The 24,375-nt window shown below is 58.2% G+C and carries 21 protein-coding genes and 2 tRNA genes; 1 reads left to right on the top strand and 22 read right to left on the bottom strand.

Annotated elements, in window-relative coordinates:
* Positions 1-99: 99 nt before the first annotated feature.
* The 16 genes from ACVWVP_RS18720 to rlmE form a co-directional block, all read right to left on the bottom strand.
* Positions 100-720 (bottom strand): BON domain-containing protein, encoded by a 621-nt coding sequence (locus ACVWVP_RS18720; RefSeq protein WP_178919551.1) that lies wholly within the window; start codon positions 718-720, stop codon positions 100-102.
* Between the two features lie 295 nt (positions 721-1,015).
* Positions 1,016-3,121: a polyribonucleotide nucleotidyltransferase gene (gene pnp, locus ACVWVP_RS18725; protein WP_178919550.1), complete on the bottom strand. Its 2,106-nt coding sequence runs from the start codon at positions 3,119-3,121 to the stop codon at positions 1,016-1,018.
* A 196-nt stretch (positions 3,122-3,317) separates the two neighbouring features.
* Positions 3,318-3,587: a 30S ribosomal protein S15 gene (gene rpsO / locus ACVWVP_RS18730; RefSeq protein WP_003177875.1), complete on the bottom strand. Its 270-nt coding sequence runs from the start codon at positions 3,585-3,587 to the stop codon at positions 3,318-3,320.
* 115 nt (positions 3,588-3,702) lie between these two features.
* Entirely contained in the window at positions 3,703-4,620 is a 918-nt protein-coding gene (gene truB / locus ACVWVP_RS18735; protein WP_176998421.1) for a tRNA pseudouridine(55) synthase TruB, read from the bottom strand.
* A gap of 3 nt (positions 4,621-4,623) precedes the next feature.
* Entirely contained in the window at positions 4,624-5,019 is a 396-nt protein-coding gene (rbfA, locus tag ACVWVP_RS18740; RefSeq protein WP_016973761.1) for a 30S ribosome-binding factor RbfA, read from the bottom strand.
* Positions 5,020-5,178: 159 nt separating this feature from the next.
* Complete coding sequence (gene infB / locus ACVWVP_RS18745; RefSeq protein WP_178919549.1) at positions 5,179-7,704, bottom strand: translation initiation factor IF-2; 2,526 nt, start codon at positions 7,702-7,704, stop codon at positions 5,179-5,181.
* A 27-nt stretch (positions 7,705-7,731) separates the two neighbouring features.
* Positions 7,732-9,213 (bottom strand): transcription termination factor NusA, encoded by a 1,482-nt coding sequence (nusA, locus tag ACVWVP_RS18750; RefSeq protein ID WP_178919548.1) that lies wholly within the window; start codon positions 9,211-9,213, stop codon positions 7,732-7,734.
* A gap of 47 nt (positions 9,214-9,260) precedes the next feature.
* Entirely contained in the window at positions 9,261-9,719 is a 459-nt protein-coding gene (rimP, locus tag ACVWVP_RS18755) for a ribosome maturation factor RimP (RefSeq protein ID WP_176998424.1), read from the bottom strand.
* Between the two features lie 140 nt (positions 9,720-9,859).
* A tRNA-Met gene (locus ACVWVP_RS18760) sits at positions 9,860-9,936 on the bottom strand.
* A 96-nt stretch (positions 9,937-10,032) separates the two neighbouring features.
* Positions 10,033-10,118: transfer RNA gene (locus tag ACVWVP_RS18765), tRNA-Leu, on the bottom strand.
* Between the two features lie 22 nt (positions 10,119-10,140).
* A complete protein-coding gene (gene secG, locus ACVWVP_RS18770) occupies positions 10,141-10,524 on the bottom strand; it encodes a preprotein translocase subunit SecG (RefSeq protein ID WP_010206600.1) in 384 nt (127 codons plus the stop codon).
* 4 nt (positions 10,525-10,528) lie between these two features.
* Positions 10,529-11,284 (bottom strand): triose-phosphate isomerase, encoded by a 756-nt coding sequence (gene tpiA / locus ACVWVP_RS18775; RefSeq protein ID WP_016973764.1) that lies wholly within the window; start codon positions 11,282-11,284, stop codon positions 10,529-10,531.
* A 66-nt stretch (positions 11,285-11,350) separates the two neighbouring features.
* The gene (glmM, locus tag ACVWVP_RS18780) at positions 11,351-12,688 is read right to left on the bottom strand and encodes a phosphoglucosamine mutase (RefSeq protein WP_178919547.1); all 1,338 of its coding nucleotides are present in this window, start codon (positions 12,686-12,688) and stop codon (positions 11,351-11,353) included.
* 16 nt (positions 12,689-12,704) lie between these two features.
* Entirely contained in the window at positions 12,705-13,556 is an 852-nt protein-coding gene (folP, locus tag ACVWVP_RS18785) for a dihydropteroate synthase (protein ID WP_457407548.1), read from the bottom strand.
* An 8-nt stretch (positions 13,557-13,564) separates the two neighbouring features.
* The gene (gene ftsH / locus ACVWVP_RS18790; RefSeq protein ID WP_178919545.1) at positions 13,565-15,475 is read right to left on the bottom strand and encodes an ATP-dependent zinc metalloprotease FtsH; all 1,911 of its coding nucleotides are present in this window, start codon (positions 15,473-15,475) and stop codon (positions 13,565-13,567) included.
* 200 nt (positions 15,476-15,675) lie between these two features.
* Entirely contained in the window at positions 15,676-16,326 is a 651-nt protein-coding gene (gene rlmE, locus ACVWVP_RS18795; protein WP_010206606.1) for a 23S rRNA (uridine(2552)-2'-O)-methyltransferase RlmE, read from the bottom strand.
* Positions 16,327-16,431: 105 nt separating this feature from the next.
* On the opposite strand from rlmE, the gene ACVWVP_RS18800 reads away from it, so the two are divergent.
* A complete protein-coding gene (locus ACVWVP_RS18800) occupies positions 16,432-16,740 on the top strand; it encodes a YhbY family RNA-binding protein (RefSeq protein ID WP_178919544.1) in 309 nt (102 codons plus the stop codon).
* Between the two features lie 9 nt (positions 16,741-16,749).
* Here the strand turns inward: ACVWVP_RS18800 and ACVWVP_RS18805 are convergent, their stop codons facing one another.
* From ACVWVP_RS18805 to dnaJ, 6 genes are all read right to left on the bottom strand, one after another.
* The gene (locus tag ACVWVP_RS18805) at positions 16,750-17,154 is read right to left on the bottom strand and encodes an MFS transporter (protein WP_178919543.1); all 405 of its coding nucleotides are present in this window, start codon (positions 17,152-17,154) and stop codon (positions 16,750-16,752) included.
* Between the two features lie 28 nt (positions 17,155-17,182).
* Positions 17,183-17,659 (bottom strand): transcription elongation factor GreA, encoded by a 477-nt coding sequence (greA, locus tag ACVWVP_RS18810; protein WP_017139258.1) that lies wholly within the window; start codon positions 17,657-17,659, stop codon positions 17,183-17,185.
* Complete coding sequence (gene carB / locus ACVWVP_RS18815) at positions 17,656-20,877, bottom strand: carbamoyl-phosphate synthase large subunit (protein ID WP_176998429.1); 3,222 nt, start codon at positions 20,875-20,877, stop codon at positions 17,656-17,658. The genes greA and carB overlap by 4 nt, the downstream gene beginning before the upstream one ends.
* A gap of 105 nt (positions 20,878-20,982) precedes the next feature.
* Complete coding sequence (gene carA, locus ACVWVP_RS18820) at positions 20,983-22,119, bottom strand: glutamine-hydrolyzing carbamoyl-phosphate synthase small subunit (RefSeq protein WP_457407550.1); 1,137 nt, start codon at positions 22,117-22,119, stop codon at positions 20,983-20,985.
* A gap of 259 nt (positions 22,120-22,378) precedes the next feature.
* Complete coding sequence (gene dapB, locus ACVWVP_RS18825; RefSeq protein WP_122486192.1) at positions 22,379-23,185, bottom strand: 4-hydroxy-tetrahydrodipicolinate reductase; 807 nt, start codon at positions 23,183-23,185, stop codon at positions 22,379-22,381.
* A gap of 10 nt (positions 23,186-23,195) precedes the next feature.
* Positions 23,196-24,320, bottom strand: coding sequence for a molecular chaperone DnaJ (gene dnaJ, locus ACVWVP_RS18830; RefSeq protein ID WP_178919542.1), 1,125 nt, complete (start codon positions 24,318-24,320; stop codon positions 23,196-23,198).
* Between the last annotated feature and the right edge of the window lie 55 nt (positions 24,321-24,375).

Consider the following 24,375-nt stretch of genomic DNA (forward strand, 5'->3'; position numbering starts at 1 on the left):
CATCCTTGTGGTCGGTCGCATGAACTCCAGAGGTGCATTGGGTGGATATCTAACTCACCTTAAGCCGCCGCCGTCTAGTTCAAGACGAATCCTTAAGCATTACTCTGCCTTCAGGCCATCGGCCGATACAGCTTTAACGCCTTTGATTTTCTTGGTGATGTTCACCGCGGTGGTTTTCTGGGCTTCAGTGACGGCTACAGCCGAAGACAGGGAAACTACACCTTTGTTGGTTTCGACTTTGATGTCGGTGCCAGGAATGCCTTTCTCGGTTACCAGATCAGCTTTCACTTTGGTGGTGATCCAGGTATCAGAGGTCGACTCTTTAGCGCTGGCAGCGGCGCCCTTGGTCTTGTCGATGCCGTCAGCCTTGGTAGCACCGCCAGCCATCAGGCCATCAGCGGATACGGCGGTTACACCTTTGATTTTCTTGGTGATCGCTACGGCAGTGGCTTTCTGCGAATCAGAGATAGCGACTGTGGACGACAGGGAAACCACGCCTTTGTTGGTTTCAACCTTGATGTCCGAGCCTGGAATGCCTTTCTCGGTCAGCAGATCGGATTTAACTTTGGTGGTGATCCAAGTATCCGAAACGCTTTCTTTAGCCTTGGTCGCTTCACCAGCCGCCAAAGTCATAGGGGCTTGGGAAGTCTGAGCAAAGGCTACGTTAGCACCCATGGCCAGAGTCAGAGCGGTAGCAGTAGCGAGAGCGAACTTCTTCATACGAGTAACTCCTGTTTTATTAAAAGTCCGCAGCACATGAACCTTGATGCTGCAGCGTTAACAGGGATATTGCAGGCAGTGTGCCAAGTCGCGACAGACATTTAAATCCATATAAATCAATAACTTATAAAAACACGCAATTTTCGAAATCGTGCAACTTGCATGAAGCCCATCGTGCCTGCATGCAAGTTGCGGCTTTTGACTCCGGGTAAATGGCTGATTTCCCTTCACTTTCCCGCTCCCATAAAAAAAGGACCCCGAGGGGTCCTTTTTTCAGCGTGAAGCCTGGGGTTGATTAAACGCCCGACGCCTTGGCTGCTGCGACGTCCTTGATGGACAGCTTGATACGGCCGCGGTTGTCCACGTCCAATACCAGTACTTCGACTTCCTGGCCTTCTTTCAGGATGTCGGTCACTTTCTCAACGCGAGCGTCGCTCAGCATGGAGATGTGAACCAGACCGTCTTTGCCCGGCAGGATGTTCACGAATGCGCCGAAGTCGACGATGCGCTCAACCTTACCGACGTAGATCTTGCCGATCTCGGCCTCAGCGGTGATGCCCAGTACGCGCTGACGTGCAGCTTCAGCCGCTTCCTTGGTTTCGCCGAAGATCTTGATGGAGCCGTCGTCTTCGATATCGATCGAAGCCTTGGTTTCTTCGCAGATCGCACGGATGGTCGCGCCGCCTTTACCGATGACATCACGGATTTTGTCGGTGTCGATTTTCATCGCGATCATGGTCGGAGCATTTTCCGACAGCTCGGTACGGGACTGACCAATGATCTGGTTCATCTGGCCGAGGATGTTCAGGCGCGCTTCCAGGGCTTGGCCCAGGGCGATTTCCATGATCTCTTCGGTGATGCCCTTGATCTTGATGTCCATCTGCAGCGCGGTCACACCTTTGGCGGTACCGGCTACTTTGAAGTCCATGTCGCCCAGGTGGTCTTCGTCACCCAGGATGTCGGTCAGGATGGCGAACTTCTCGCCTTCTTTAACCAGGCCCATGGCGATACCGGCAACCGGCGCCTTCATCGGCACACCGGCGTCCATCAGCGCCAGGGAAGCACCGCAAACGGAAGCCATGGAGCTGGAACCGTTGGATTCGGTGATTTCCGACACAACACGAATGGTGTAAGGGAACACGTCAGCAGCAGGCAGCATGGCCTGTACCGAACGGCGCGCCAGACGGCCGTGGCCGATTTCGCGACGACCAGCGCCACCCATGCGACCACACTCGCCCACCGAGAACGGAGGGAAGTTGTAGTGCAGCATGAACGGGTCTTTTTTCTCGCCTTCCAGGGTGTCCAGCAACTGCGCGTCACGGGCAGTACCCAGGGTCGCGACCACCAGGGCCTGGGTTTCACCACGGGTGAACAGCGCCGAACCGTGAGTCTTCGGCAGAACACCAACTTCGATGTTCAGCGGACGTACGGTGCGGGTGTCGCGGCCGTCGATGCGTGGCTTGCCGTTTACGATGTTTTCGCGAACGGTGCGGTATTCGATCTCGCCGAAAGCCGCTTTGACGTCGCTGGCGGAAGGCTGGCCTTCTTCACCGGACAGCTTGGCCACAACCTGGTCTTTCAGCTCGCCCAGGCGAGCGTAACGGTCGGCCTTGACGGTGATGGTGTAGGCGTCGGAGATGGCAGCGCCGAACTCGGAGCGGATAGCGCCCAGCAGTTCGGTGGCTTCAGCTTGTGGCGCCCAGGTCCAGGTTGGCTTGGCCGCTTCGGCAGCCAGCTCGGTGACAGCCTTGATAACAGCCTGGAACTCGTCGTGGGCGAACAGCACGGCGCCCAGCATCTGGTCTTCGGTCAGCTCTTTGGCTTCCGATTCAACCATCAATACGGCTTCCGACGTACCGGCAACGACCATGTCCAGGCTCGAAGCTTTCAGTTGCTCGTAAGTCGGGTTCAGCAGGTAGCCGGTGCTTTCGTGGAACGCAACGCGGGCAGCGCCGATCGGGCCATCGAAAGGAATGCCGGAGATGGCCAGGGCAGCCGAGGTACCGATCATTGCAGCGATGTCCGGATCGGTCTTCTTGCTGGTGGAAACGACGGTGCAGACAACCTGCACTTCGTTCATGAAGCCTTCTGGGAACAGCGGACGGATCGGACGGTCGATCAGTCGGGAAGTCAGGGTTTCTTTCTCGGAAGGACGACCTTCGCGCTTGAAGAAACCGCCAGGGATCTTACCGGCAGCGTAAGTCTTTTCCTGGTAGTGAACGGACAGAGGGAAGAAGCCTTTGCTCGGGTCAGCGGTCTTGGCGCCAACCACGGTCACCAGAACGGTAACGTCGTCGTCAACGGTAACCAGCACTGCGCCGGAGGCTTGACGGGCGATACGGCCTGTCTCGAGGGTAACGGTCGACTGACCGAACTGGAATTTTTTGATAACCGGGTTCACGGTGTCCTACCTTCTTTGTGGCTCTTGGGGGAACGTGTCTTCTTGCGAAATTCTTGGGCAATGTCGGGAATCGGCCCGAACCAGGTCCAGGGGTAAAACGTGTATCCAGATAAAACTTGAGGCTGGGAGCCTACCATGAGCCAGCGGGAATCCCACTGACACACGGCAGACAACCAACCTCTAGCGCAATCGCTTATTAGCGACGCAGACCCAGGCGACCGATCAGAGTCTGATAACGACCCAGATCCTTGCCTTTCAGGTAGTCCAGCAGCTTACGGCGCTGGTTTACCATGCGGATCAGACCACGACGGGAGTGGTGATCTTTACCGTTGGCCTTGAAGTGACCTTGCAGCTTGTTGATGTTGTGGGTCAGCAGTGCAACTTGCACTTCTGGCGAACCAGTGTCACCAACAGCTTGCTGATAGTCAGCAACGATTTGTGCTTTTTCTTGAACGTCGAGAGCCATGAGGCAATCCTTTTTTCAGGAAACCACCCAAAGGGCAGTTTCAACAGGCCAGGGACAAATCCCTGTATCTAAAAATGAGTGTTGACCGTGCCTGTTAACAGCCACACTCGTTCGGTCATTCTGACCGAATCAGTCGACGTGGCGCGATGCGCCCGTCTTCGCTCACTTCACCGATCCCGATGAAGCGACCATTATGATCCTGTACCCGCACCATGCCGAACTTCGGGGCATCCGGGGCACGTACCGGCTGGCCGTTGAGCCAGTAGAACGCGCTGTGCTCCGAGAAGTGCAGTAATGGCCAATCCAGCAAACCGCTGTCCGATGGCATCAGGAAGCGATCAACCGCTTCATTGCCGCCTTCGGCGTGTACCGCTTCCAACTCTTCCAGCGTGACCGTCTGGGCCAGGGTGAAAGGGCCGGCCTGTGTGCGTCGCAACTCTGCAACGTACGCACCGCAACCAAGATGTTCACCAATATCTTCCACCAGGGTACGGATATAGGTGCCTTTGCTGCAGTCCACGGCCAGACGCGCGGTGTCGCCTTCACAGGCGAGCAATTCCAAGCGCGCAATAGTAACAGAACGCGCTTCGCGCTCCACTACTTCGCCCGCACGTGCCAGCTTGTAAAGGGGTTGCCCATCACGCTTGAGAGCCGAGTACATCGGCGGTATCTGACTGATTTGCCCACGAAAACCGGGTAACGCAGCCTCGATATCAGAGCGACCAACGGTCACGTCGCGAACCTGCAGGACATCACCCTCGGCATCAGCCGTGGTGGTGGTCTTGCCCAGTTGCATCAGGGTTTCGTAACCCTTGTCGGAATCGAGCAGGTATTGCGAGAACTTGGTGGCCTCGCCAAAGCACAACGGCAATACACCGGTGGCCAGTGGGTCGAGGCTGCCGGTGTGCCCGGCCTTTTCGGCATTGAGCAGCCAGCGAACCTTCTGCAACGCGGCATTGGAGGTGAAGCCAATGGGCTTGTCGAGCAGAATGATGCCGCTGACGTTGCGACGGATACGTTTGACCTGAGCCACCGCTTACTCCTTGGCGTCTTCAGGTGTGGACGGGTGCTGGCTGTCTTCAGCCACGGCGCGCTCGATCAGTGCCGACAGGTGCGCACCACGCACGACGCTTTCGTCGTAGTGGAAGTGCAACTGGGGAACACTGCGCAGCTTCATTTCGCGGGCCAACTGCATGCGCAGGAAACCTGCGGCAGAGTTGAGCACCTTGATGCTTTGCGCGATTTCTTCGCTGCTGTCCTGGCCCATCACGGTGATGAAGATCTTGGCGTGACCCACGTCACGGCTCACTTCTACGGCGGTGATGGTGACCAGGCCAACACGGGGGTCTTTGACTTCGCGACGGATCAGTTGGGCCAGCTCACGCTGCATCTGATCGCCGATACGCTGGGTACGGCTGTATTCTTTTGCCATGTCTTGTTACCTGTTACTGCCACACGGTGAAACCCGTGGGGTCTGAAAGCGGCAAACGCCCGGCCTGACAAAAGCCAGACCGGGCGTTGCGTTTAGAGTCCGTACGCTGCGCGGGGCATTTGCATGCCCACACGCCGCGTGGCTCCGGAAGTGCGCGAGTTAGAGGCTGCGAGCAACCTGGACCTTCTCGAAGACTTCGATCTTGTCGCCAACCTTGACGTCGTTGTAGCTCTTGACGCCGATACCGCATTCCATGCCGGCACGTACTTCGGAAGCGTCATCCTTGAAGCGGCGCAGGGATTCCAGCTCGCCTTCGAAGATAACGATGTCTTCACGCAGTACACGGATTGGGCGGTTACGGTACACGGTGCCTTCAACCACCATGCAGCCGGCGATCGCGCCGAATTTCGGCGAGCGGAACACGTCACGCACTTCGGCGATACCCAGGATGTTCTCCCGGACGTCGCTGCCAAGCATGCCGGTGAGGGCTTTCTTGACGTCTTCGATGATGTCGTAGATGACGTTGTAGTAACGCATGTCCAGGCCTTCCTGCTCGACGATCTTGCGAGCGCCGGCATCGGCACGTACGTTGAAGCCGAACAGTACAGCGTTGGAAGCCAGTGCCAGGTTGGCGTCGGACTCGGTGATACCACCGACACCGCCACCGACAACGCGCACTTGCACTTCGTCGTTACCCAGGCCGTTCAAGGCGCCGTTCAACGCTTCGAGGGAACCACGTACGTCAGATTTGAGGACGATGTTGAGCGTCTTCTTCTCTTCCTGGCCCATGTTCTCGAAGATGTTTTCCAGCTTGCCGGCGTGAGCACGGGCCAGTTTGACTTCGCGGAACTTGCCTTGACGGAACAGAGCCACTTCGCGGGCTTTCTTCTCGTCGGCAACCACGCTCATCTCGTCACCAGCGTCCGGAGTACCGTCCAGGCCGAGGATCTCGACCGGGATAGCAGGACCTGCTTCCTTGATTGGCTTGCCGTTCTCGTCGAGCATGGCACGTACACGGCCGTAGTTCGAACCGACCAGGACCATGTCGCCTTGGCGCAGGGTACCGTCTTGAACCAGGACGGTCGCAACCGGGCCACGGCCCTTGTCGAGGCGGGATTCAACCACGACACCACGACCTGGGGCCGATGGCGTAGCAGTCAGTTCCAGCACTTCGGCTTGCAACAGAACGGCTTCGAGCAGTTCGTCAACGCCGGTACCCATTTTCGCGGAGACCGGTACGAATGGAGTGTCGCCACCCCACTCTTCGGAGGTCACGCCGTGAACCGACAGTTCGCTACGGATGCGATCGAGATCGGCGCCCGGCTTGTCGATTTTGTTCACTGCAACCACCAGAGGAACGCCAGCCGCCTGAGCGTGCTGAACAGCCTCGATGGTTTGTGGCATCACGCCGTCGTCCGCTGCAACCACCAGGATCACGATATCGGTCGCCTTGGCACCACGGGCACGCATTGCGGTAAACGCGGCGTGACCCGGGGTATCGAGGAACGTCACCATGCCACGGTCGGTTTCAACGTGGTATGCACCGATGTGCTGGGTGATACCACCGGCTTCGCCAGCAGCCACCTTGGCACGACGGATGTAGTCGAGCAGGGAGGTCTTACCGTGGTCAACGTGGCCCATTACGGTCACGACTGGTGCACGGGAAACCGCTTCACCTTCAAACTTCAGGGACTCGGCCAGGGAATCTTCCAGGGCGGTGTCGCTGACCAGGGTCACTTTGTGGCCCAGCTCTTCAGCAACCAGTTGGGCAGTTTCCTGATCCAGTACCTGGTTGATGGTGGCCGGAGTGCCCAGCTTGAACATGAACTTGATGATTTCAGCAGCCTTGACCGACATCTGCTGTGCGAGGTCGCCAACAGTGATGGTCTCGCCGATCTTCACTTCACGCACGACAGGGCCGGTTGGGCTCTGGAAACCGTGGGCGTTGCGCTTTTTCAGCTTGGCCTTGCCGCGACCACCACGACGGAAGCCATCGCTTTCTTCGTCGGTAGTACGTGGGGCAACGCGTGGAGCAGGCGCTTTCTCTTTGACCGAAGCACGATGCGGAGCGTTTTTGCGCTCACCATCGCCACCACCACCGCGACGATTGTTATCGTCAGCACGTGGCTTGTCCGGACGACGAGGTTCGTCACGCTTGCGAGTGTCTGCAGCAGGTGCTGGCGCAGGTGCAACCGGAGCGGCCTCACGTACAGCTTCTACTGGCGCGCTAGGCGCAGCGACCGCTTCAGTAACAGCAGGTTGCGCAGCAGCAGGCTGGCGACGCGCTTCTTCTTCGGCGCGACGCTTGGCTTCTTCTTCAGCCTTCTGACGAGCAGCATTTTCTACTGCGCGACGTTCTTCCAGTTCGCGTTTGCGCTCGGCTTCGATTTCTTCCGGGCTGCGCTGTACGAAGACTTTCTTCTTGCGTACTTCAACGCTGATGCTCTTGCTACCCGCAACACGCAGGGTGCTGGTGGTTTTGCGCTGCAATGTAATCTTGCGCGGTTCTTCCACTTTCGCCTTGTGGCTGCTCTTCAAGTGAGTCAGCAAAGACTGCTTCTCACTGTCGCTCACACCTTCATCGGCGGCGGTGTGCGGCAGACCTGCCTCACGCATCTGCTGCAACAGGCGCTCTACCGGTGTTTTGACCTCATCGGCCAGTTGTTTCACCGTGACTTGCGTCATGCACTTCTCTCCTCAGGCCGCGCCTAGTTACTCGAACCAATGGGCTCGGGCGGCCATGATCAACTTGCCGGCACGATCATCGTCAATGCCGTCGATGTCGAGCAGATCGTCAATAGACTGCTCGGCCAGGTCTTCGCGGGTAATTACGCCGCGCACCGCCAGTTCCATCGCCAAATCCTTGTCCATACCCTCAAGCGAGAGCAGGTCTTCGGCCGGATGGGCGTCTGCCAGCTTTTCCTCAGTAGCGATGGCTTTAGTCAACAAGCGATCCTTGGCCCGAGCGCGAAGCTCGTTGACGATTTCCTCGTCAAAGCCGTCGATGTTGAGCATTTCTTCCAACGGTACGTAGGCAATCTCTTCCAGGCTGGTGAAGCCTTCATCTACCAGCACCTGTGCCAGCTCTTCGTCGACTTCCAGCTCGTCGATGAAGTTGCGCAGGATGTCACCGGTTTCAGCTTGCTGCTTAGCCTGGATGTCCGATTCGGTCATCACGTTCAGGGTCCAGCCGGTCAGTTGGCTGGCCAGACGCACGTTCTGACCACCACGACCAATGGCCTGAGCCAGATTGTCTGCGCCAACGGCGATGTCCATCGCATGGGCATCTTCGTCAACGATAATTGCCGCCACTTCAGCCGGCGACATGGCGTTGATCACGAACTGCGCCGGGTTGTCGTCCCACAGGACGATGTCCACACGCTCACCACCGAGCTCGCCAGACACTGCTTGCACGCGCGAACCGCGCATACCGATGCAGGCGCCTTGCGGGTCAATGCGTTTGTCCTTGGAGCGGACCGCGATCTTGGCGCGCGAACCCGGGTCGCGGGATGCAGCCATGACTTCGATCAGGCCTTCGGCGATTTCCGGTACTTCGATACGGAACAGCTCGATCAGCATTTCCGGCGCGGTACGCGACAGGATCAACTGAGGGCCGCGGTTTTCGGTACGGATTTCCTTGAGCAGCGCACGCAGACGCACGCCAACACGGAAGGTTTCGCGGGAGATGATGTCTTCGCGGGCCAGCAACGCCTCGGCGTTGTTGCCCAAGTCGACGATCACGTTGTCGCGGGTCACTTTTTTCACGGTGCCGGAGATGATTTCACCCAGGCGCTCGCGATAGGCGTCAACGACTTGAGCGCGCTCGGCTTCGCGAACCTTCTGCACGATGACCTGTTTGGCGGTCTGTGCAGCAATACGGCCGAATTCGATCGATTCGATCTTTTCTTCGACGACATCACCGACCTTGGCGCCAGGATGCGTTTGCGCAACCTTGCTCGGCCAGGTTTCGATGGCCGGATCATCAAGATCGGCCTCTTCGACGACCGTCCAGCGACGGAAAGTCTCATAGGCACCGGTGTGGCGGTTGATTTCCACACGCAGATCAACTTCGTCTTCAAAACGCTTTTTGGTAGCAGTGGCCAGAGCCAGCTCCAGCGCTTCAAAAATCACGTTTGCCGGTACGCCCTTTTCATTGGATACCGACTCAACAACCAGCAGTACTTCTTTGCTCATCGTACGCCTCGCCTTTCGCAAGCCATTGGATCCGCGGGATCCGCGTCTCAGTCAAAACTGGGAATAATGTTGGCCTTGTCGATCATATCGATCGGCAACAGGAACTCATGGTCGTCTACCTGCACCACGACATCCTGTTCTTCTACACCGCGCAGAAGGCCCTGAAAGTTGCGTCGCCCTTCAAAGGGAGATCGCAGCCTGATCTTCACTTGTTCACCGGCAAATTTTGCAAACTGATCAATAGTGAACAGTGGGCGTTCCATGCCTGGCGAGGAAACTTCGAGGGTGTATTCAACGGAGATTGGATCTTCAACATCCAGGACACCGCTGATCTGACGGCTGACAATGGCACAATCGTCCACCAGCACGCCGCCCTCTTTATCGATATAAACGCGCAACATTGAGTGGCGACCTTGAGCCGAAAACTCAATACCCCAGCATTCATAGCCTAGGGCCACGACCACCGGGGCCAACAAGGCCTGCAACTCTTCTAGCTTGCTCGACACCTGAACCCCCTCGTGCATGTATGTGCATGCTGTGCAAAATAAAAAAATGGGCGAAACGCCCATCCTTGAAACGCCGTCGAACAGCGGCGTTGAAAGTGTCCAGCTAACAAAAAGCCCCTTAAAAGGGGCTCCGCTAAAACTGGTTGCGGGGGCCGGATTTGAACCGACGACCTTCGGGTTATGAGCCCGACGAGCTACCAGACTGCTCCACCCCGCGACAAAGCTGGGGCGGAAGTATACGACCGATCCCTTACAGGGTCAATGTAACCTTCCACCTACAAGAAAGCCCGCAACAGCGGGCTCTCCTGATAATTGGTACCGAGAAGGGGACTCGAACCCCTACACCCTATGGGCACAACCACCTCAAGGTTGCGTGTCTACCAATTCCACCACCTCGGCAATACAGCGTTTACAACCCTTCTTACTTTTGCTCTTGAGCTGGAGGTACGTCAGTCGCTGGAGTAGCCGACTTTTGCTCTTGAAGCACCGGGACATCATCAGAAGCCGGTTTTGCTTTTGGTACTTCCAACACCGCTGGGTTTGGCAAACCTACTTGAGTCAGCACATGAGCTTTCTCTTTAGCAAAGTAACCTAACCCTAAGCTGGTTATGAAGAAACCTGCGGCAAGTATAGCAGTAAACTTACTAAGAAAGGTAGAGGAACCTTGGCTTCCGAACACAGTATTTGAAGCACCTGCACCGAAAGACGCACCAGCATCCGCACCTTTACCCTGTTGCAACAAAACCAGGGCAACTACGCCCAGGGCAGCCAACAGATGAAAAACGACTACGACTGTTTCCAGCATTTTTTCAGTTTCCCGCGGCGCGACAGATCGCACCGAACTCATCTGCATTCAGGGAAGCTCCACCAATGAGCCCCCCATCGATATCCGGCATGCCGAACAGTTCGACCGCATTGGCCGCCTTCACGCTGCCGCCGTATAGAAGCCGCACACCTTGCGCGACCTCAGAATTCTCTGCCGCCAACTGTGCGCGGATGGCTGCGTGCACATCCTGCGCCTGTTGCGGTGTAGCAGTCAGCCCGGTACCAATGGCCCAGACCGGCTCGTAAGCAATTACTGCCTTTGCAAACGCACCAACACCCAGCTCCTCGATGATGCTGCCCAGCTGACGCGAGACAACTTCAAGAGTCTTGCCCGATTCGCGCTCTGCAAGGGTCTCCCCTACGCACAACACTGGAATCAAGCCACAAGCCTGTGCCGCTGCGAACTTGCGATTGAGTGTCCCATCACGCTCGCCCATCATCTGACGGCGCTCGGAGTGCCCGACGAGCACATAGGAACAACCCGCATCAACCAGCTGACTCGGCGAAATCTCACCGGTCAACGCACCTTGCATCGGCTCCACCGCAGAGTTCTGCGCGCCGACCTGGATCGACTTGCCTTTCAAGCCATCAACCACTTGGTTGATATGCAAGCAAGGTGGGAAAACCGCGACATCGACACCGCTTGGCAAGGCCAAGTGACGAAGGCCGTTGATCAGCTCAGCGACACTGGCGCGGGTACCGTGCATCTTCCAGTTACCAGCTACCATAGTGCGACGCATGCTGTACCTCGTCGGTCAAAGTGGGCGCAGATGTTACCCAACCACATCACCACTGGCAAGCCGAATTCAGGCGCAAACTTCAGTTACCAGTTTTGCCAGGTCTTCGGCATGGCCGCGAACCTGTGTTTCGTCGTCGCCTTCGACCATGACACGCACCAAAGGCTCTGTGCCGGACTTGCGCAGCAGCACCCGCCCACGCCCCGCCATTGCCAGGGTCACACGCTCGCAGGCCTCTTTGACAGCCGGATGCTCGATCGGGTTTTCACCGCCCGAGAAGCGCACATTGAGCAACACTTGAGGGCACTTGCGCAGCGCCTGGCGGGCCTGGGCAAGGCTTTCTTCACGACGACGCAAGGACAGCAAAACCTGCAGCGCGGCAATAATGGCATCGCCCGTCGTGGTGTGATGGAAGCACACAACGTGCCCGGAGTTTTCACCCCCCACCTGCCAGTTGCGCTCCAACAGTTCTGCGATCACATAACGGTCGCCCACATTCGCACGAACGAAAGGAATACCTAAATCTGCCAGGGCCAGTTCCAGCCCAAGGTTGCTCATCAGCGTGCCCACGACGCCACCTTGCAGCTTGCCCCGCTCATGCAGGTCGCGAGCAATGATGAACAATAACTCATCACCGTCCACCACAGCGCCGGTGTGATCAACCATCAGCACGCGATCGCCATCACCATCAAAGGCGATACCGAGATCCGCATGCTCAGCCAGTACGGCTGCCTGCAGTTGCTCTGTATGGGTGGAGCCACAGTTTTCGTTGATGTTCAAACCATTTGGCTGAGCCGACAGCACCGTCACATCGGCGCCCAGCTCCTTGAACACACTCGGCGCGACCTTGTAGGTAGCGCCGTGAGCACAGTCGACAACAATTTTCAGACCGGCAAAATTGGTGCTGGTCGGCACGCTGCTCTTGCAGAACTCGATATAGCGGCCGGAAGCGTCATTGATGCGCGACACCTTGCCCAGCTTGCTGGAATCTACCACCGTCATCGGCGCATCCAGCAGCTCTTCAATCATCAACTCGATCTCGTCTGGCAGCTTGGTGCCTTGGCCCGAGAAGAACTTGATGCCATTGTCATCATGAGGGTTGTGCGAGGCACTGATCACGATACCGGCTTCAGCGTGAAAGGTACGCGTCAGGTAAGCGATCGCCGGCGTCGGCATAGGGCCCAGCAGCATTACATCAGCACCGGCAGCGGACAAACCGGCCTCCAGCGCAGATTCAAACATGTAACCCGAAATACGGGTGTCCTTGCCCACCAGGATGCGGCATGCGCCCATGCTGCGGAACGCCATACCTGCCGCCCAACCGAGCTTGAGCATGAAATCAGGAGTAATAGGAAACTCGCCGACCCGACCACGGATACCGTCGGTGCCAAAGTATTTTTTAGTCATAAGTGCTCCATCATTCTTATTCGGCTGATTCTACAGCGGCAATCATACGCACCACGTCCACAGTCTCGGCGACATCATGCACACGCAAGATACGCGTGCCCTTGGTTACCGCCAGCGCCGCCAGCGCAAGGCCGCCATACAGTCGCTCACCCACCGGACGGTTCAAAGCCAGCCCTATCATGCTCTTGCGCGAAACGCCGACCAACAAGGGCCGACCAAGGGCATGCAAGGACTCCATGTGCTTGAACAGGCTTAAATTGTGTTGCAGGGTCTTGGCGAAACCAAATCCCGGATCAAGGATGATCTTTTCCGCAGGAATCCCGACCGCAGCGCACTGCACGACCCGCTCAGCCAGGAAGCCACTGACCTCACCCACAAGATCATCATAGTGCGGGCTGTCTTGCATATTTCCAGGCTCGCCCAGCATGTGCATCAGGCATACCGGCAACCCAGTCGCTGCAGCAGCATCCAAGGCACCCTCGCGCTGGAGGGAGCGCACATCGTTGATCAACCCAGCACCCAGGCGCGCAGTTTCACGCATTACGGCTGGCGTTGAGGTATCAACCGAAATGATCACGTCCAACTCGCGAGCAATCCGCTCGACGATAGGCGCCACCCGCTCCAACTCCTCCAAAGGAGAGACCACGCGGGCGCCGGGACGAGTCGACTCACCACCGACATCGATCAAGGTCGCGCCAGCCGTCACCATCGCCTCGGCATGACGCAAAGCTGCATCAAGCTGGCTGAAACGGCCGCCATCGGAAAAGGAATCGGGGGTTACATTGAGAATGCCCATGACGTGCGTATGGGCCAAATCAAGAACCCGATTGCCGCAAGGCAACCGGGTGGAGGACAACACAGAAGTCATTTCAAGCCTTAGTGGTCAGCTGCCGGCCCGCCGATCGGGGCTTCAGGGCGTTCATTCTGAACCACTGGCGGGGTGCCAGAGGTGCCCGAACCGCCCTCCCAATCGCGAGGCTCACGAGGTGCGCGCCCCGCCATGATGTCGTCAATCTGATCGGCATCAATGGTCTCATACTTCATCAGCGCATCAGCCATGGCATCCAGCTTGTCGCGGTTGTCGGTCAGAATCTGCTTGGCCGTGCCGTAGCACTGGTCAATGATGCTGCGCACTTCGGAGTCGATCAGCTTGGCTGTCTCACCGGAGAAACTGGCATTTTGACCGCCACCACCACGCCCCAGGAACACTTCGCCCTCTTCTTCGGCGTACATCAACGGACCGAGCTTCTCCGACAAGCCCCACTTGGTGACCATATTCCTGGCAATCTGGCTCGCACGCATGATGTCGTTGGAAGCGCCGGTAGTGACACCGTCGAAGCCCAAAGTCATCTCTTCGGCAATACGACCACCGTACAGCGAGCATATCTGGCTGATCAGCGCACGCTTGGAGAGGCTGTAGCGATCCTCTTCCGGCAGGAACATGGTGACACCCAGTGCCCGACCACGAGGAATGATCGACACTTTGTAGACCGGGTCATGCTCAGGCACGACGCGACCGACAATGGCGTGGCCGGCTTCGTGATAAGCCGTGTTCTGTTTTTCTTTCTCGGACATGACCATGGACTTGCGCTCGGCGCCCATCATGATCTTGTCTTTTGCCAACTCGAATTCTTTCATTTCAACGATGCGCTTGCCGGTACGAGCCGCAAACAGCGAGGCCTCGTTGACCAGGTTGGCCAGGTCGGCGCCGGAGAAGCCTGGAGTACCCCGAGCGATCACGGCCGGAGCCACGTCGTCGCCCATTGGCACTTTGCGCATGTGTACTTTCAGGATCTGTTCGCGGCCACGGATATCCGGCAAGCCCACCACAACCTGGCGGTCGAAGCGGCCTGGACGTAGCAACGCAGGGTCCAATACATCCGGACGGTTGGTTGCAGCGATGACGATGATGCCGTCATTCATTTCAAAGCCGTCCATCTCAACCAGCAACTGGTTGAGGGTCTGCTCACGCTCGTCATGACCGCCGCCCATGCCGGCGCCACGATGGCGACCAACGGCGTCGATTTCATCGATGAAGATGATGCACGGTGCGTGCTTCTTCGCCTGCTCGAACATGTCGCGAACACGGCTGGCACCGACACCCACGAACATCTCGACGAAGTCAGAACCGGAAATGGTGAAGAAAGGCACCTTGGCTTCGCCCGCAATAGCCTTGGCCAGCAGGGTTTTACCGGTACCCGGAGGCCCCACCATCAGCACGCCGCGAGGAATGCGACCGCCCAGACGCTGGAACTTGCCCGGATCCCGGAGGAATTCCACCAGCTCGCCCACTTCTTCCTTGGCTTCATCGCAACCTGCGACGTCAGCCAGGGTGGTCTTCACCTGATCTTCGGACAGCAGGCGCGCCTTGCTCTTACCGAAACTCATCGGTCCGCCCTTGCCCCCCGCGCCACCTTGCATCTGGCGCATGAAGAACATGAACACGGCGATGATCACCAGGATCGGGAAGCTGGCGACCAGCAATTGGGTCCAGATGCTTTGCTGCTCAGGCTGCTTGCCTTCGACAACCACGTGATTATCCACCAGGTCACCGATCAGACCGTTGTCCTGAATGGCCGGACGAATGGTCTTGAAGCTATCGCCATCGTTGCGTTTGCCGGTGATCACGTAGCCATCAACCGCTACGCGCTCGACCTTGCCATCCTTAACTTGCTGGATGAAGTCGGAATAGTTGAGGGTCTGCGGCTCGTTAGGGCTGGAGAAGTTGTTCATCACCGTCACCAGGACAGCCGCGATGATCAACCACAGGATCAGATTCTTTGCCATATCGTTCAATTAACTACCCTCTGAAGCAAGCTCCGCTACTGGCGCGCGCTTCGCATGATATTCACCGGCCTAACTTACTACATTACCTACAACTCTGGCAGGCGCCGTCTGTAACCCTTTGTGAAACTTTGACTACACAATATTCGTAAAGCTTCGTGACGAAAGCGATATAAAAAAACCTATCGACTCCCTTCAAACCTTTAAAGACGCTCATCGCTGGCGGCGCCTTCGATGCCACGGAACCCCCGCGCCAACAGGTATTGCTCGCGAGACCGGTCCCGGGAAGAGTCCGGTTTGCGCATTTGCACCTTGTCGAACAGCTTGCGGATATTCTTGTGGTACTCGTCGAAGCCTTCACCCTGGAAGACCTTGACCAGAAAATCACCACCCGGACGCAATACCCGCCCCGCCAGATCCAGCGCCAACTCGCACAGGAACATGGCTCGCGGCATATCAACAGCCGGTAATCCACTCATATTGGGGGCCATGTCGGAAATCACAAGGTCTACCTGCGAATTTCCCACGGCCTCCAGAATCTCGGCGAGTACGGCGTCCTGGGTGAAGTCTCCATGAACGAAGGTCACGTCCGGGATGCTGTCCATCTCAAGGATGTCGGATGCGATCAACCGGCCTTGCCCACCAATCAGACGACTGGCCACCTGGGACCAGCCACCCGGGGCGGCACCCAGGTCGATGACGCTCATGCCGGGGCGAAACAATTTGTCCTTGTCCTGGAGCTCCAGCAGCTTGTAGCTGGCCCGGGAACGGTAACCGTCCTTCTGCGCCTTTTTGACGTAAGGATCGTTGAAATGCTCTTGCAGCCACTTAAGGCTAGTTTTGGAACGGGCCACGGGCCACCTCGAAAATAAAACGGGTCGTGATTAACTGGGCGGTCCCGGACTCCCTCGGGTAAACTGGCCGCCGCTTTTTACAAGATCAGACGCAGGGGTCAGATTATGCCGCTCACTCAAGAGCAGAAGAAACAGTACAAATCCATTGGCCACCATCTGAAACCAGTTCTGATTGTGGCAGACAACGGTTTGACTGAAGGTGTGTTAGCCGAATTCGAACGCGCGCTGAACGATCACGAATTGATCAAGATCAAGGTCAACATCCTCGACCGCGAGGCGCGCCTGGCTGCCATTGCAGAACTGTGCAAGGTTGGCAAAGCGGACCTGGTCCAGGTCATCGGCAAGATGGCGCTGCTGCATCGCAAGAACTTCAGCGTCAACAAGCAACTGTCGAACGTTCATCGCTTCAAATGATTCAAAGGGTCACGGGCGTGCTTCGCGCGCCCCGCCACTCCACCCGGGCGCCGGCTGTATAACCAGCACCAGGCCGGAAAACCCTAGCACAAGATAGCTGAATAGCTGCCAGCGCAACGCTTCCGGCAGCCAGACATGCACCGCGCAAAACATTGCGCACGCATACAGCGCCATCAACAGCAGTTGGCCGCGAATATCCCGCCACAAACTCCCCAGACCTTCAGCCTTGATCAGCACCAGCGCCTGGAGAATCACGCACGCCGCCGCAAAACCCACCAGCAGCGCACTCAGTAATCCGTCGATCTCATCGATCAGCAACGGCGCCAGGCCAATCAGGCCCAACGCCGGCAAAACACCAATATGCAACAGCCATAGGCCGCCCACCCAAAGCATCTGGGCGAGCTGCCACAGCATAGCGCCCGCACGAAGCGGGCGCCGTCTTTCAGACGTGACGAACTTCAACAATCTCGTACTCGGTCACGCCGCCAGGCGTCTTGACGGTCACCACATCACCCTCTTCCTTGGCAATCAAGGCACGGGCCAGTGGCGAGCCAACGGAGATTTTGCCGAGTTTAAAGTCAGCCTCGTCTTCGCCCACGATGTGGTAAACCACGCTTTCGTCAGTTTCAACGTTGGCGATTTCCACGGTCGTACCGAAAATCACCTTGCCGGTCTTCGGAATAGTCGTCACATCGATGACCACCGAGTTCTGCAGGCGGCCTTCGATGTCACGGATACGCGCCTCGACCATACCCTGCTGCTCGCGAGCAGCGTGGTATTCGGCGTTTTCCTTGAGGTCACCCAGCTCGCGGGCCGTACCGATGTCCTGGCTCAGCTTTGGACGTACGACCTTGGTCAGATGGGCGTGCTCCTCTTCCAGGGCCTTGAAGCCCTGGACGGTCATTGGGTATTTGGTCATGCCTTCAATCCTGCGTGTAGATCCTGCAAGCGACGCACGGTTTTTTCCGGACCGAACTTGAGCGCTTCGCAGATGGCTTCGCCAGCAGCAATGGTAGTGGTGCAGTAGATCTTGTGCTGCAAGGCGTTACGACGGATGGAGTAAGAGTCCGCGATCGACTGGCGACCTTCAGTGGTGTTGATGATCAAGGTGACTTCGTCATTCTTGATCATGTCGACCACGTGCGGACGGCCTTCCGTCACCTTGTTCACGCGACGCACTTTCAGGCCGGCCGCTTCGATCAGCTTGGCGGTCCCGGCGGTGGCCACGACTTCGAAGCCCAAGTTGATCAGATCACGGGCCACACCCGCAACCAGAGGCTTGTCGTCGTCACGCACGCTGATGAAGGCTGTACCGCCGGTCGGCAGCACTTCGCTGGCGCCCATCTGGGCCTTGGCGAACGCTTCACCGAAGGTGTCACCCACACCCATCACCTCACCGGTGGACTTCATCTCTGGGCCCAGGATCGGGTCCACACCCGGGAATTTGGCGAATGGGAACACCGCCTCTTTCACGCTGTAGAAGTTAGGAATGATTTCCTTGGTGAAGCCGATTTCCTTCAGGGTCTTACCAGCCATCACGCGCGCAGCGATCATGGCCAGGGACACACCGATGCACTTGGAAACAAACGGCACGGTACGGGAAGCACGCGGGTTGACTTCGATGACGTAGATGTCTTCGCCTTGCAGCGCCAACTGTACGTTCATCAGGCCGACCACGCCCAATTCCAAGGCCATTTTCTTGACCTGGTCGCGCATCACGTCCTGGATGTGCGCCGGCAGCGAGTACGGAGGCAGCGAGCAAGCCGAGTCACCGGAGTGAACGCCCGCCTGTTCGATGTGCTGCATGATCGCGCCGATCACCACGTCGGTGCCGTCGCAAACAGCGTCCACGTCCATCTCGATGGCGCAGTTGAGGAAGTGGTCCAGCAGCACCGGGCTGTCGTTGGAGACTTTCACCGCATCGCGCAGGTAACGCTTGAGCTCTTCTTCTTCGTAAACGATTTCCATCGCACGACCGCCCAGTACGTAGGACGGACGCACTACCAGCGGGTAGCCGATCTTGCTGGCTGCACGGATGGCTTCGTCTTCGCTGCGCACGGTGGCGTTTGGCGGCTGACGCAGGTTCAGGCGCTCAACCATCTGCTGGAAGCGCTCACGGTCTTCGGCACGGTCGATGGCGTCAGGGCTGGTGCCGATGATCGGCACGCCGGCCGCTTCCAGGGCGCGAGCCAATTTCAGCGGGGTTTGGCCGCCGTACTGGACGATCACACCCTTTGGCTTCTCGACGCGCACGATTTCCAGTACGTCTTCCAGGGTCACTGGCTCGAAGTACAGGCGATCGGAAGTGTCGTAGTCGGTGGAAACGGTTTCCGGGTTGCAGTTGACCATGATGGTCTCGTACCCGTCTTCGCGCAGGGCGAGGGCGGCGTGTACGCAGCAGTAGTCAAACTCGATACCCTGGCCGATACGGTTAGGACCGCCGCCCAGGATCATGATCTTGTCGCGACCCGACGGCGCTGCTTCGCACTCTTCCTCGTAGGTGGAGTACAGGTAGGCGGTGTCGGTGGAGAACTCGGCGGCGCAGGTGTCAACGCGCTTGTAGACCGGGAAGATCTCCAGCTTGTGGCGATGGGTACGCAGGTTCTTCTCGGTCACACCCAGCAGCTTGGCCAGACGCTGGTCGGAGAAGCCCTTGCGCTTGAGACGGAACATCATGTCGCGGTCGATGCTGGCCAGACCCAGGGTCTTGACCTTCTCTTCTTCCTTGATCAGGTCTTCGATCTGCACCAGGAACCACGGGTCAATCATGTTCATGCCAAAGATATCTTCGACGGTCATGCCCGCACGGAAGGCGTCTGCGACGTACCAGATACGCTCGGCGCCCGGCACGGTCAGCTCACGCTTGAGCACACTCATGCTTTCCGGGTTGGCCAGGTCGAGTTTCTCGTCCAGGCCGCAAACGCCCACTTCCAGGCCACGCAGGGCTTTCTGCAGGGATTCCTGGAAGGTACGGCCGATGGCCATGACTTCACCCACAGACTTCATTTGGGTGGTCAGGCGGGCGTCGGCCTTGGCGAATTTCTCGAAGGCAAAACGTGGCAGCTTGGTGACGACGTAGTCGATGGACGGTTCGAAGGACGCCGGGGTCTTGCCACCGGTGATGTCGTTCGACAGCTCGTCCAGGGTGTAACCCACCGCCAGCTTGGCCGCGACCTTGGCGATCGGGAAGCCGGTGGCTTTCGAAGCCAGTGCCGACGAACGGGAAACCCGTGGGTTCATCTCGATCACGACCATGCGGCCGGTGTTCGGGCAGATGCCGAACTGAACGTTGGAACCACCGGTTTCCACGCCGATCTCGCGCAGTACCGCCAGGGAGGCGTTACGCAGGATCTGGTATTCCTTGTCAGTCAGGGTTTGCGCTGGAGCCACGGTGATAGAGTCACCGGTGTGCACGCCCATCGGGTCGAAGTTTTCGATGGAGCAGACGATGATGCAGTTGTCCTTCTTATCGCGGACAACCTCCATCTCATATTCTTTCCAGCCGATCAGGGATTCGTCGATCAGCAGCTCTTTGGTCGGCGACAGGTCCAGGCCACGGGCGCAGATTTCTTCGAACTCTTCACGGTTGTAAGCGATACCGCCACCGGTGCCGCCCATGGTGAAGGACGGACGGATAATGCACGGGAAGCCCAGGGTCTCGAGGACCGCGTTGGCTTCTTCCATGCTGTGGGCGATACCGGAACGCGGGCACGCCAGGCCGATGGACTTCATGGCCTTGTCGAAACGCGAACGGTCTTCAGCCTTGTCGATGGTGTCGGCGTTGGCACCGATCATCTCTACGCCGAATTTTTCCAGGACGCCTTCGCGCTCCAGGTCCAGGGCGCAGTTCAGTGCAGTCTGGCCACCCATGGTTGGCAGCAGTGCGTCCGGACGCTCTTTTTCGATGATCTTGGCAACGGTCTGCCACTTGATCGGCTCGATGTAGGTGGCGTCGGCCATGGCCGGGTCGGTCATGATGGTGGCCGGGTTGGAGTTCACCAGGATGACGCGATAGCCCTCTTCGCGCAGGGCTTTACAGGCCTGGGCGCCGGAGTAATCGAATTCGCAGGCCTGGCCGATTACGATCGGGCCAGCGCCGAGAATCAGGATGCTTTTTATGTCTGTACGTTTTGGCATGGGTTTGTCACTCAAATCCGCAGGTCAGTCGGCAAGCCGTCTTGAACAATCTTTGAAGAGCCTGCGGGGGCCACCGGTGCTCGGGGCCACCCGCAGACCACTCACTCAGCGTCGCTTGGCCATCTCATTGATGAAACGGTCGAACAGCGGCGCTACGTCGTTCGGGCCCGGGCTTGCTTCAGGGTGGCCCTGGAAGCTGAACGCGCTCTTGTCGGTGCGCTCGATACCTTGCAGGGAGCCGTCGAACAGCGACTTGTGAATCGCACGGACGTTGCTCGGCAAGGTGGCTTCATCTACCGCAAAACCGTGGTTCTGGCTGGTGATCATCACAACGCCGGTATCCAGGTCCTGCACAGGGTGGTTGGCACCGTGGTGGCCGTGGCCCATTTTCAGGGTCTTGGCGCCGGAAGCCAGGGCCAGCAGTTGGTGACCGAGGCAGATGCCGAATACCGGAATCTCGGTTTCCAGTACGTCCTTGATAGCCTGGATGGCGTAGTCGCATGGCTCAGGATCGCCCGGGCCGTTGGACAGGAACACGCCGTCCGGCTGCAGGGCGAGCACGTCGCTGGCCGGGGTCTGCGCCGGCACTACGGTCACGCGGCAACCGCGCTCGACCAGCATGCGCAGGATGTTGTATTTGACGCCGTAGTCGTAGGCCACCACGTGGTAAGGCAGGTCAGCGGCTTCGATGGTCGCGTGACTGTCGGTTTTCAAGTCCCAGACAGTGGAGCGCCACTCGTACTGCTCTTTAACGCTGACAACTTTCGCCAGGTCCATGCCTTTCAGGCCAGGGAAACCTTGCGCTGCGGCGATCGCCGCCTCTTCGGAGATATTGTCACCGACCATGATGCAGCCGTTCTGCGAACCTTTTTCACGCAGGATACGCGTGAGGCGGCGCGTATCGATACCGGCGATCGCCACAACATTGTTGGCTTTCAGGTAATCGGACAGCGACATCGTGTTACGCCAGTTGCTCGCGACCAGTGGCAGGTCACGAATCACCAGACCGGCCGACCAGACACGATCAGACTCGACGTCTTCCGGTGTAGTACCGGTGTTGCCGATGTGCGGATAGGTCAGGGTAACGATCTGTTGGGCGTAGGAAGGATCGGTAAGGATTTCCTGATAGCCGGTCATGGCAGTGTTAAACACTACCTCTCCAACGGTTTGACCGTCGGCTCCAATGGCTTCGCCGCGAAAAATGCTGCCATCAGCAAGGGCGAGTATGGCTGGCTTAGTCAAGAAGACCTCCCGTAAATAAAGCCTGAAAGGGCGATCGCAGGTTGTAAAAAAGCGGAGTGACGTATGGACACGTCACCCCGCTTGTTCACTGAATTATTCTGCGCGCTTTTAGTGGACACACTAAAGCTGTAGCTTACAGAAAAAGGCTTTTTTGGTCCACCGCTAATGAGCCTTAAAGGCAGGGGAATGCGACAGGACGTCGCTTAGCGGGTAAAAACGGGGCCTAAGCATAAGCTTGAGGCCCCGTTTTAGCTACTGATTAGTGCAGATCCAGCACGTCGCGCATGTCGTACAGGCCAGGCTCGCGCCCCTCCAGCCAAAGCGCAGCGCGGACCGCCCCCTTGGCAAAGGTCATGCGACTGGAAGCCTTGTGCGTGATCTCCAGGCGCTCGCCTTCGGTGGCGAACAACACAGTGTGATCACCCACCACATCACCACCGCGCACCGTCGCGAAGCCGATAGTGTCACGCGCACGCGCGCCGGTATGACCTTCACGGCCATACACAGCCACTTTAGACAGATCACGCCCCAACGCATCGGCAATTGCCTCACCCATGCGCAGCGCAGTGCCCGACGGCGCATCGATCTTGTGACGGTGATGGGTCTCGATGATCTCGATATCCGCCTCATCACCCAGCACGCGAGCTGCCAGATCCAGCAACTTGAGCGACAGGTTCACACCCACACTGAAGTTGGCCGCGAAGACGACAGGAATATCCTTGCCCGCCTCCACCAGCAATTGCTTCTGCTCAGCCGTCAAACCGGTTGTGCCGATCACCATGGCCTTGCCCGCCTTACGGCAAAACGCCAGGTTTTTCAGCATCACCTCCGGCAGAGTAAAGTCGATCAGCACGTCAAACTCATCGGCCACCTGCTCCAGGTTGCCCGACAGCGAAACACCGATGCGACCCAGCGAGGCCAATTCACCCGCGTCCGCGCCGATCAACGTACTGCCAGGTCGAACGATCGCCGCTGTCAGCCCGGAGGCCGGCGAGCGCTGCTGCACCGCTTCGACCAGCGTCTTGCCCATGCGCCCTGCAGCGCCCATCACGGCTATACGTCGCATACTCAATTCCTTACAGGTCGCCGAAGAAGCGCTTCACACCATCGAAAAAGCCCGCGGTTTTCGGCGAGTGGGAGTCATCCCCCTCCATCGAACCACGGAACTCTTCAAGCAGTTCGCGCTGACGACGGTTCAGGTTGACCGGCGTTTCTACCGCCACGCGACACATCAGGTCGCCAGCACCGCCGCCACGCACCGGCGCAACGCCTTTGCCACGAATGCGGAACTGCTTGCCGGTCTGGGTGCCTTCCGGGATCTTGAGCTTGACCCGACCATCCAGGGTCGGAATCTCCAGCTCGCCACCCAGGGCCGCATCGACAAAGCTGATCGGCACTTCGCAGAACAGGTGCTTGCCGTCACGCTGGAAGATCGAGTGCTCGCGCACATTGATCACCACATACAGGTCGCCCGTCGGGCCACCCTGAGTCCCCGCCTCGCCTTCACCCGACAGGCGAATGCGGTCACCGGTGTCCACGCCCGCAGGCACTTTCACCGACAGCGTCTTGTATTCTTCTACGCGGCCTTCGCCGTGGCAGGAATCGCACGGGTCGGAAATGATCTTGCCCTGGCCATGGCAGCGCGGGCAGGTCTGCTGCACCGAGAAGAAGCCCTGCTGCATGCGCACCTGGCCGATACCGCCACACGTAGGGCAGGTGATCGGCGAGGAGCCCTTCTTGGCACCCGAACCATCGCACGGTTTGCAGTTGACCAGCGTCGGCACACGGATATTGACGCTGGTGCCGCGCACGGCTTCTTCAAGATTGAGTTCCAAGGTGTAGCGCAAGTCGCTGCCACGCTGGGCACCGCCACGCTGACCACCCCGGCCACCACCGAAAAAGTCGCTGAATACGTCGCCGAAAATATCGGAGAAGTTCTGACCACCAAAACCGGCACCGCCGCCACCCATGCTCGGGTCGACGCCGGCGTGGCCATACTGGTCGTAGGCCGCACGCTTATTGGGATCAGACAGGCATTCGTAGGCCTCGTTGGCCTCTTTGAACATTTCTTCGGATTCTTTGCTATCCGGATTACGGTCCGGGTGATGCTTCATCGCCAGGCGACGGTAAGCCTTCTTCAGGTCCGCCTCGCTGGAGCCGCGCTCCACACCCAACACTTCGTAATAGTCACGCTTTGCCATAAGTCTTTGCACTCTTAAGGACGTTCAGCCAGACCCTCCTGAGCCTTGCCAAACT

It is taken from the genome of Pseudomonas sp. TE24901 (assembly GCF_054058375.1).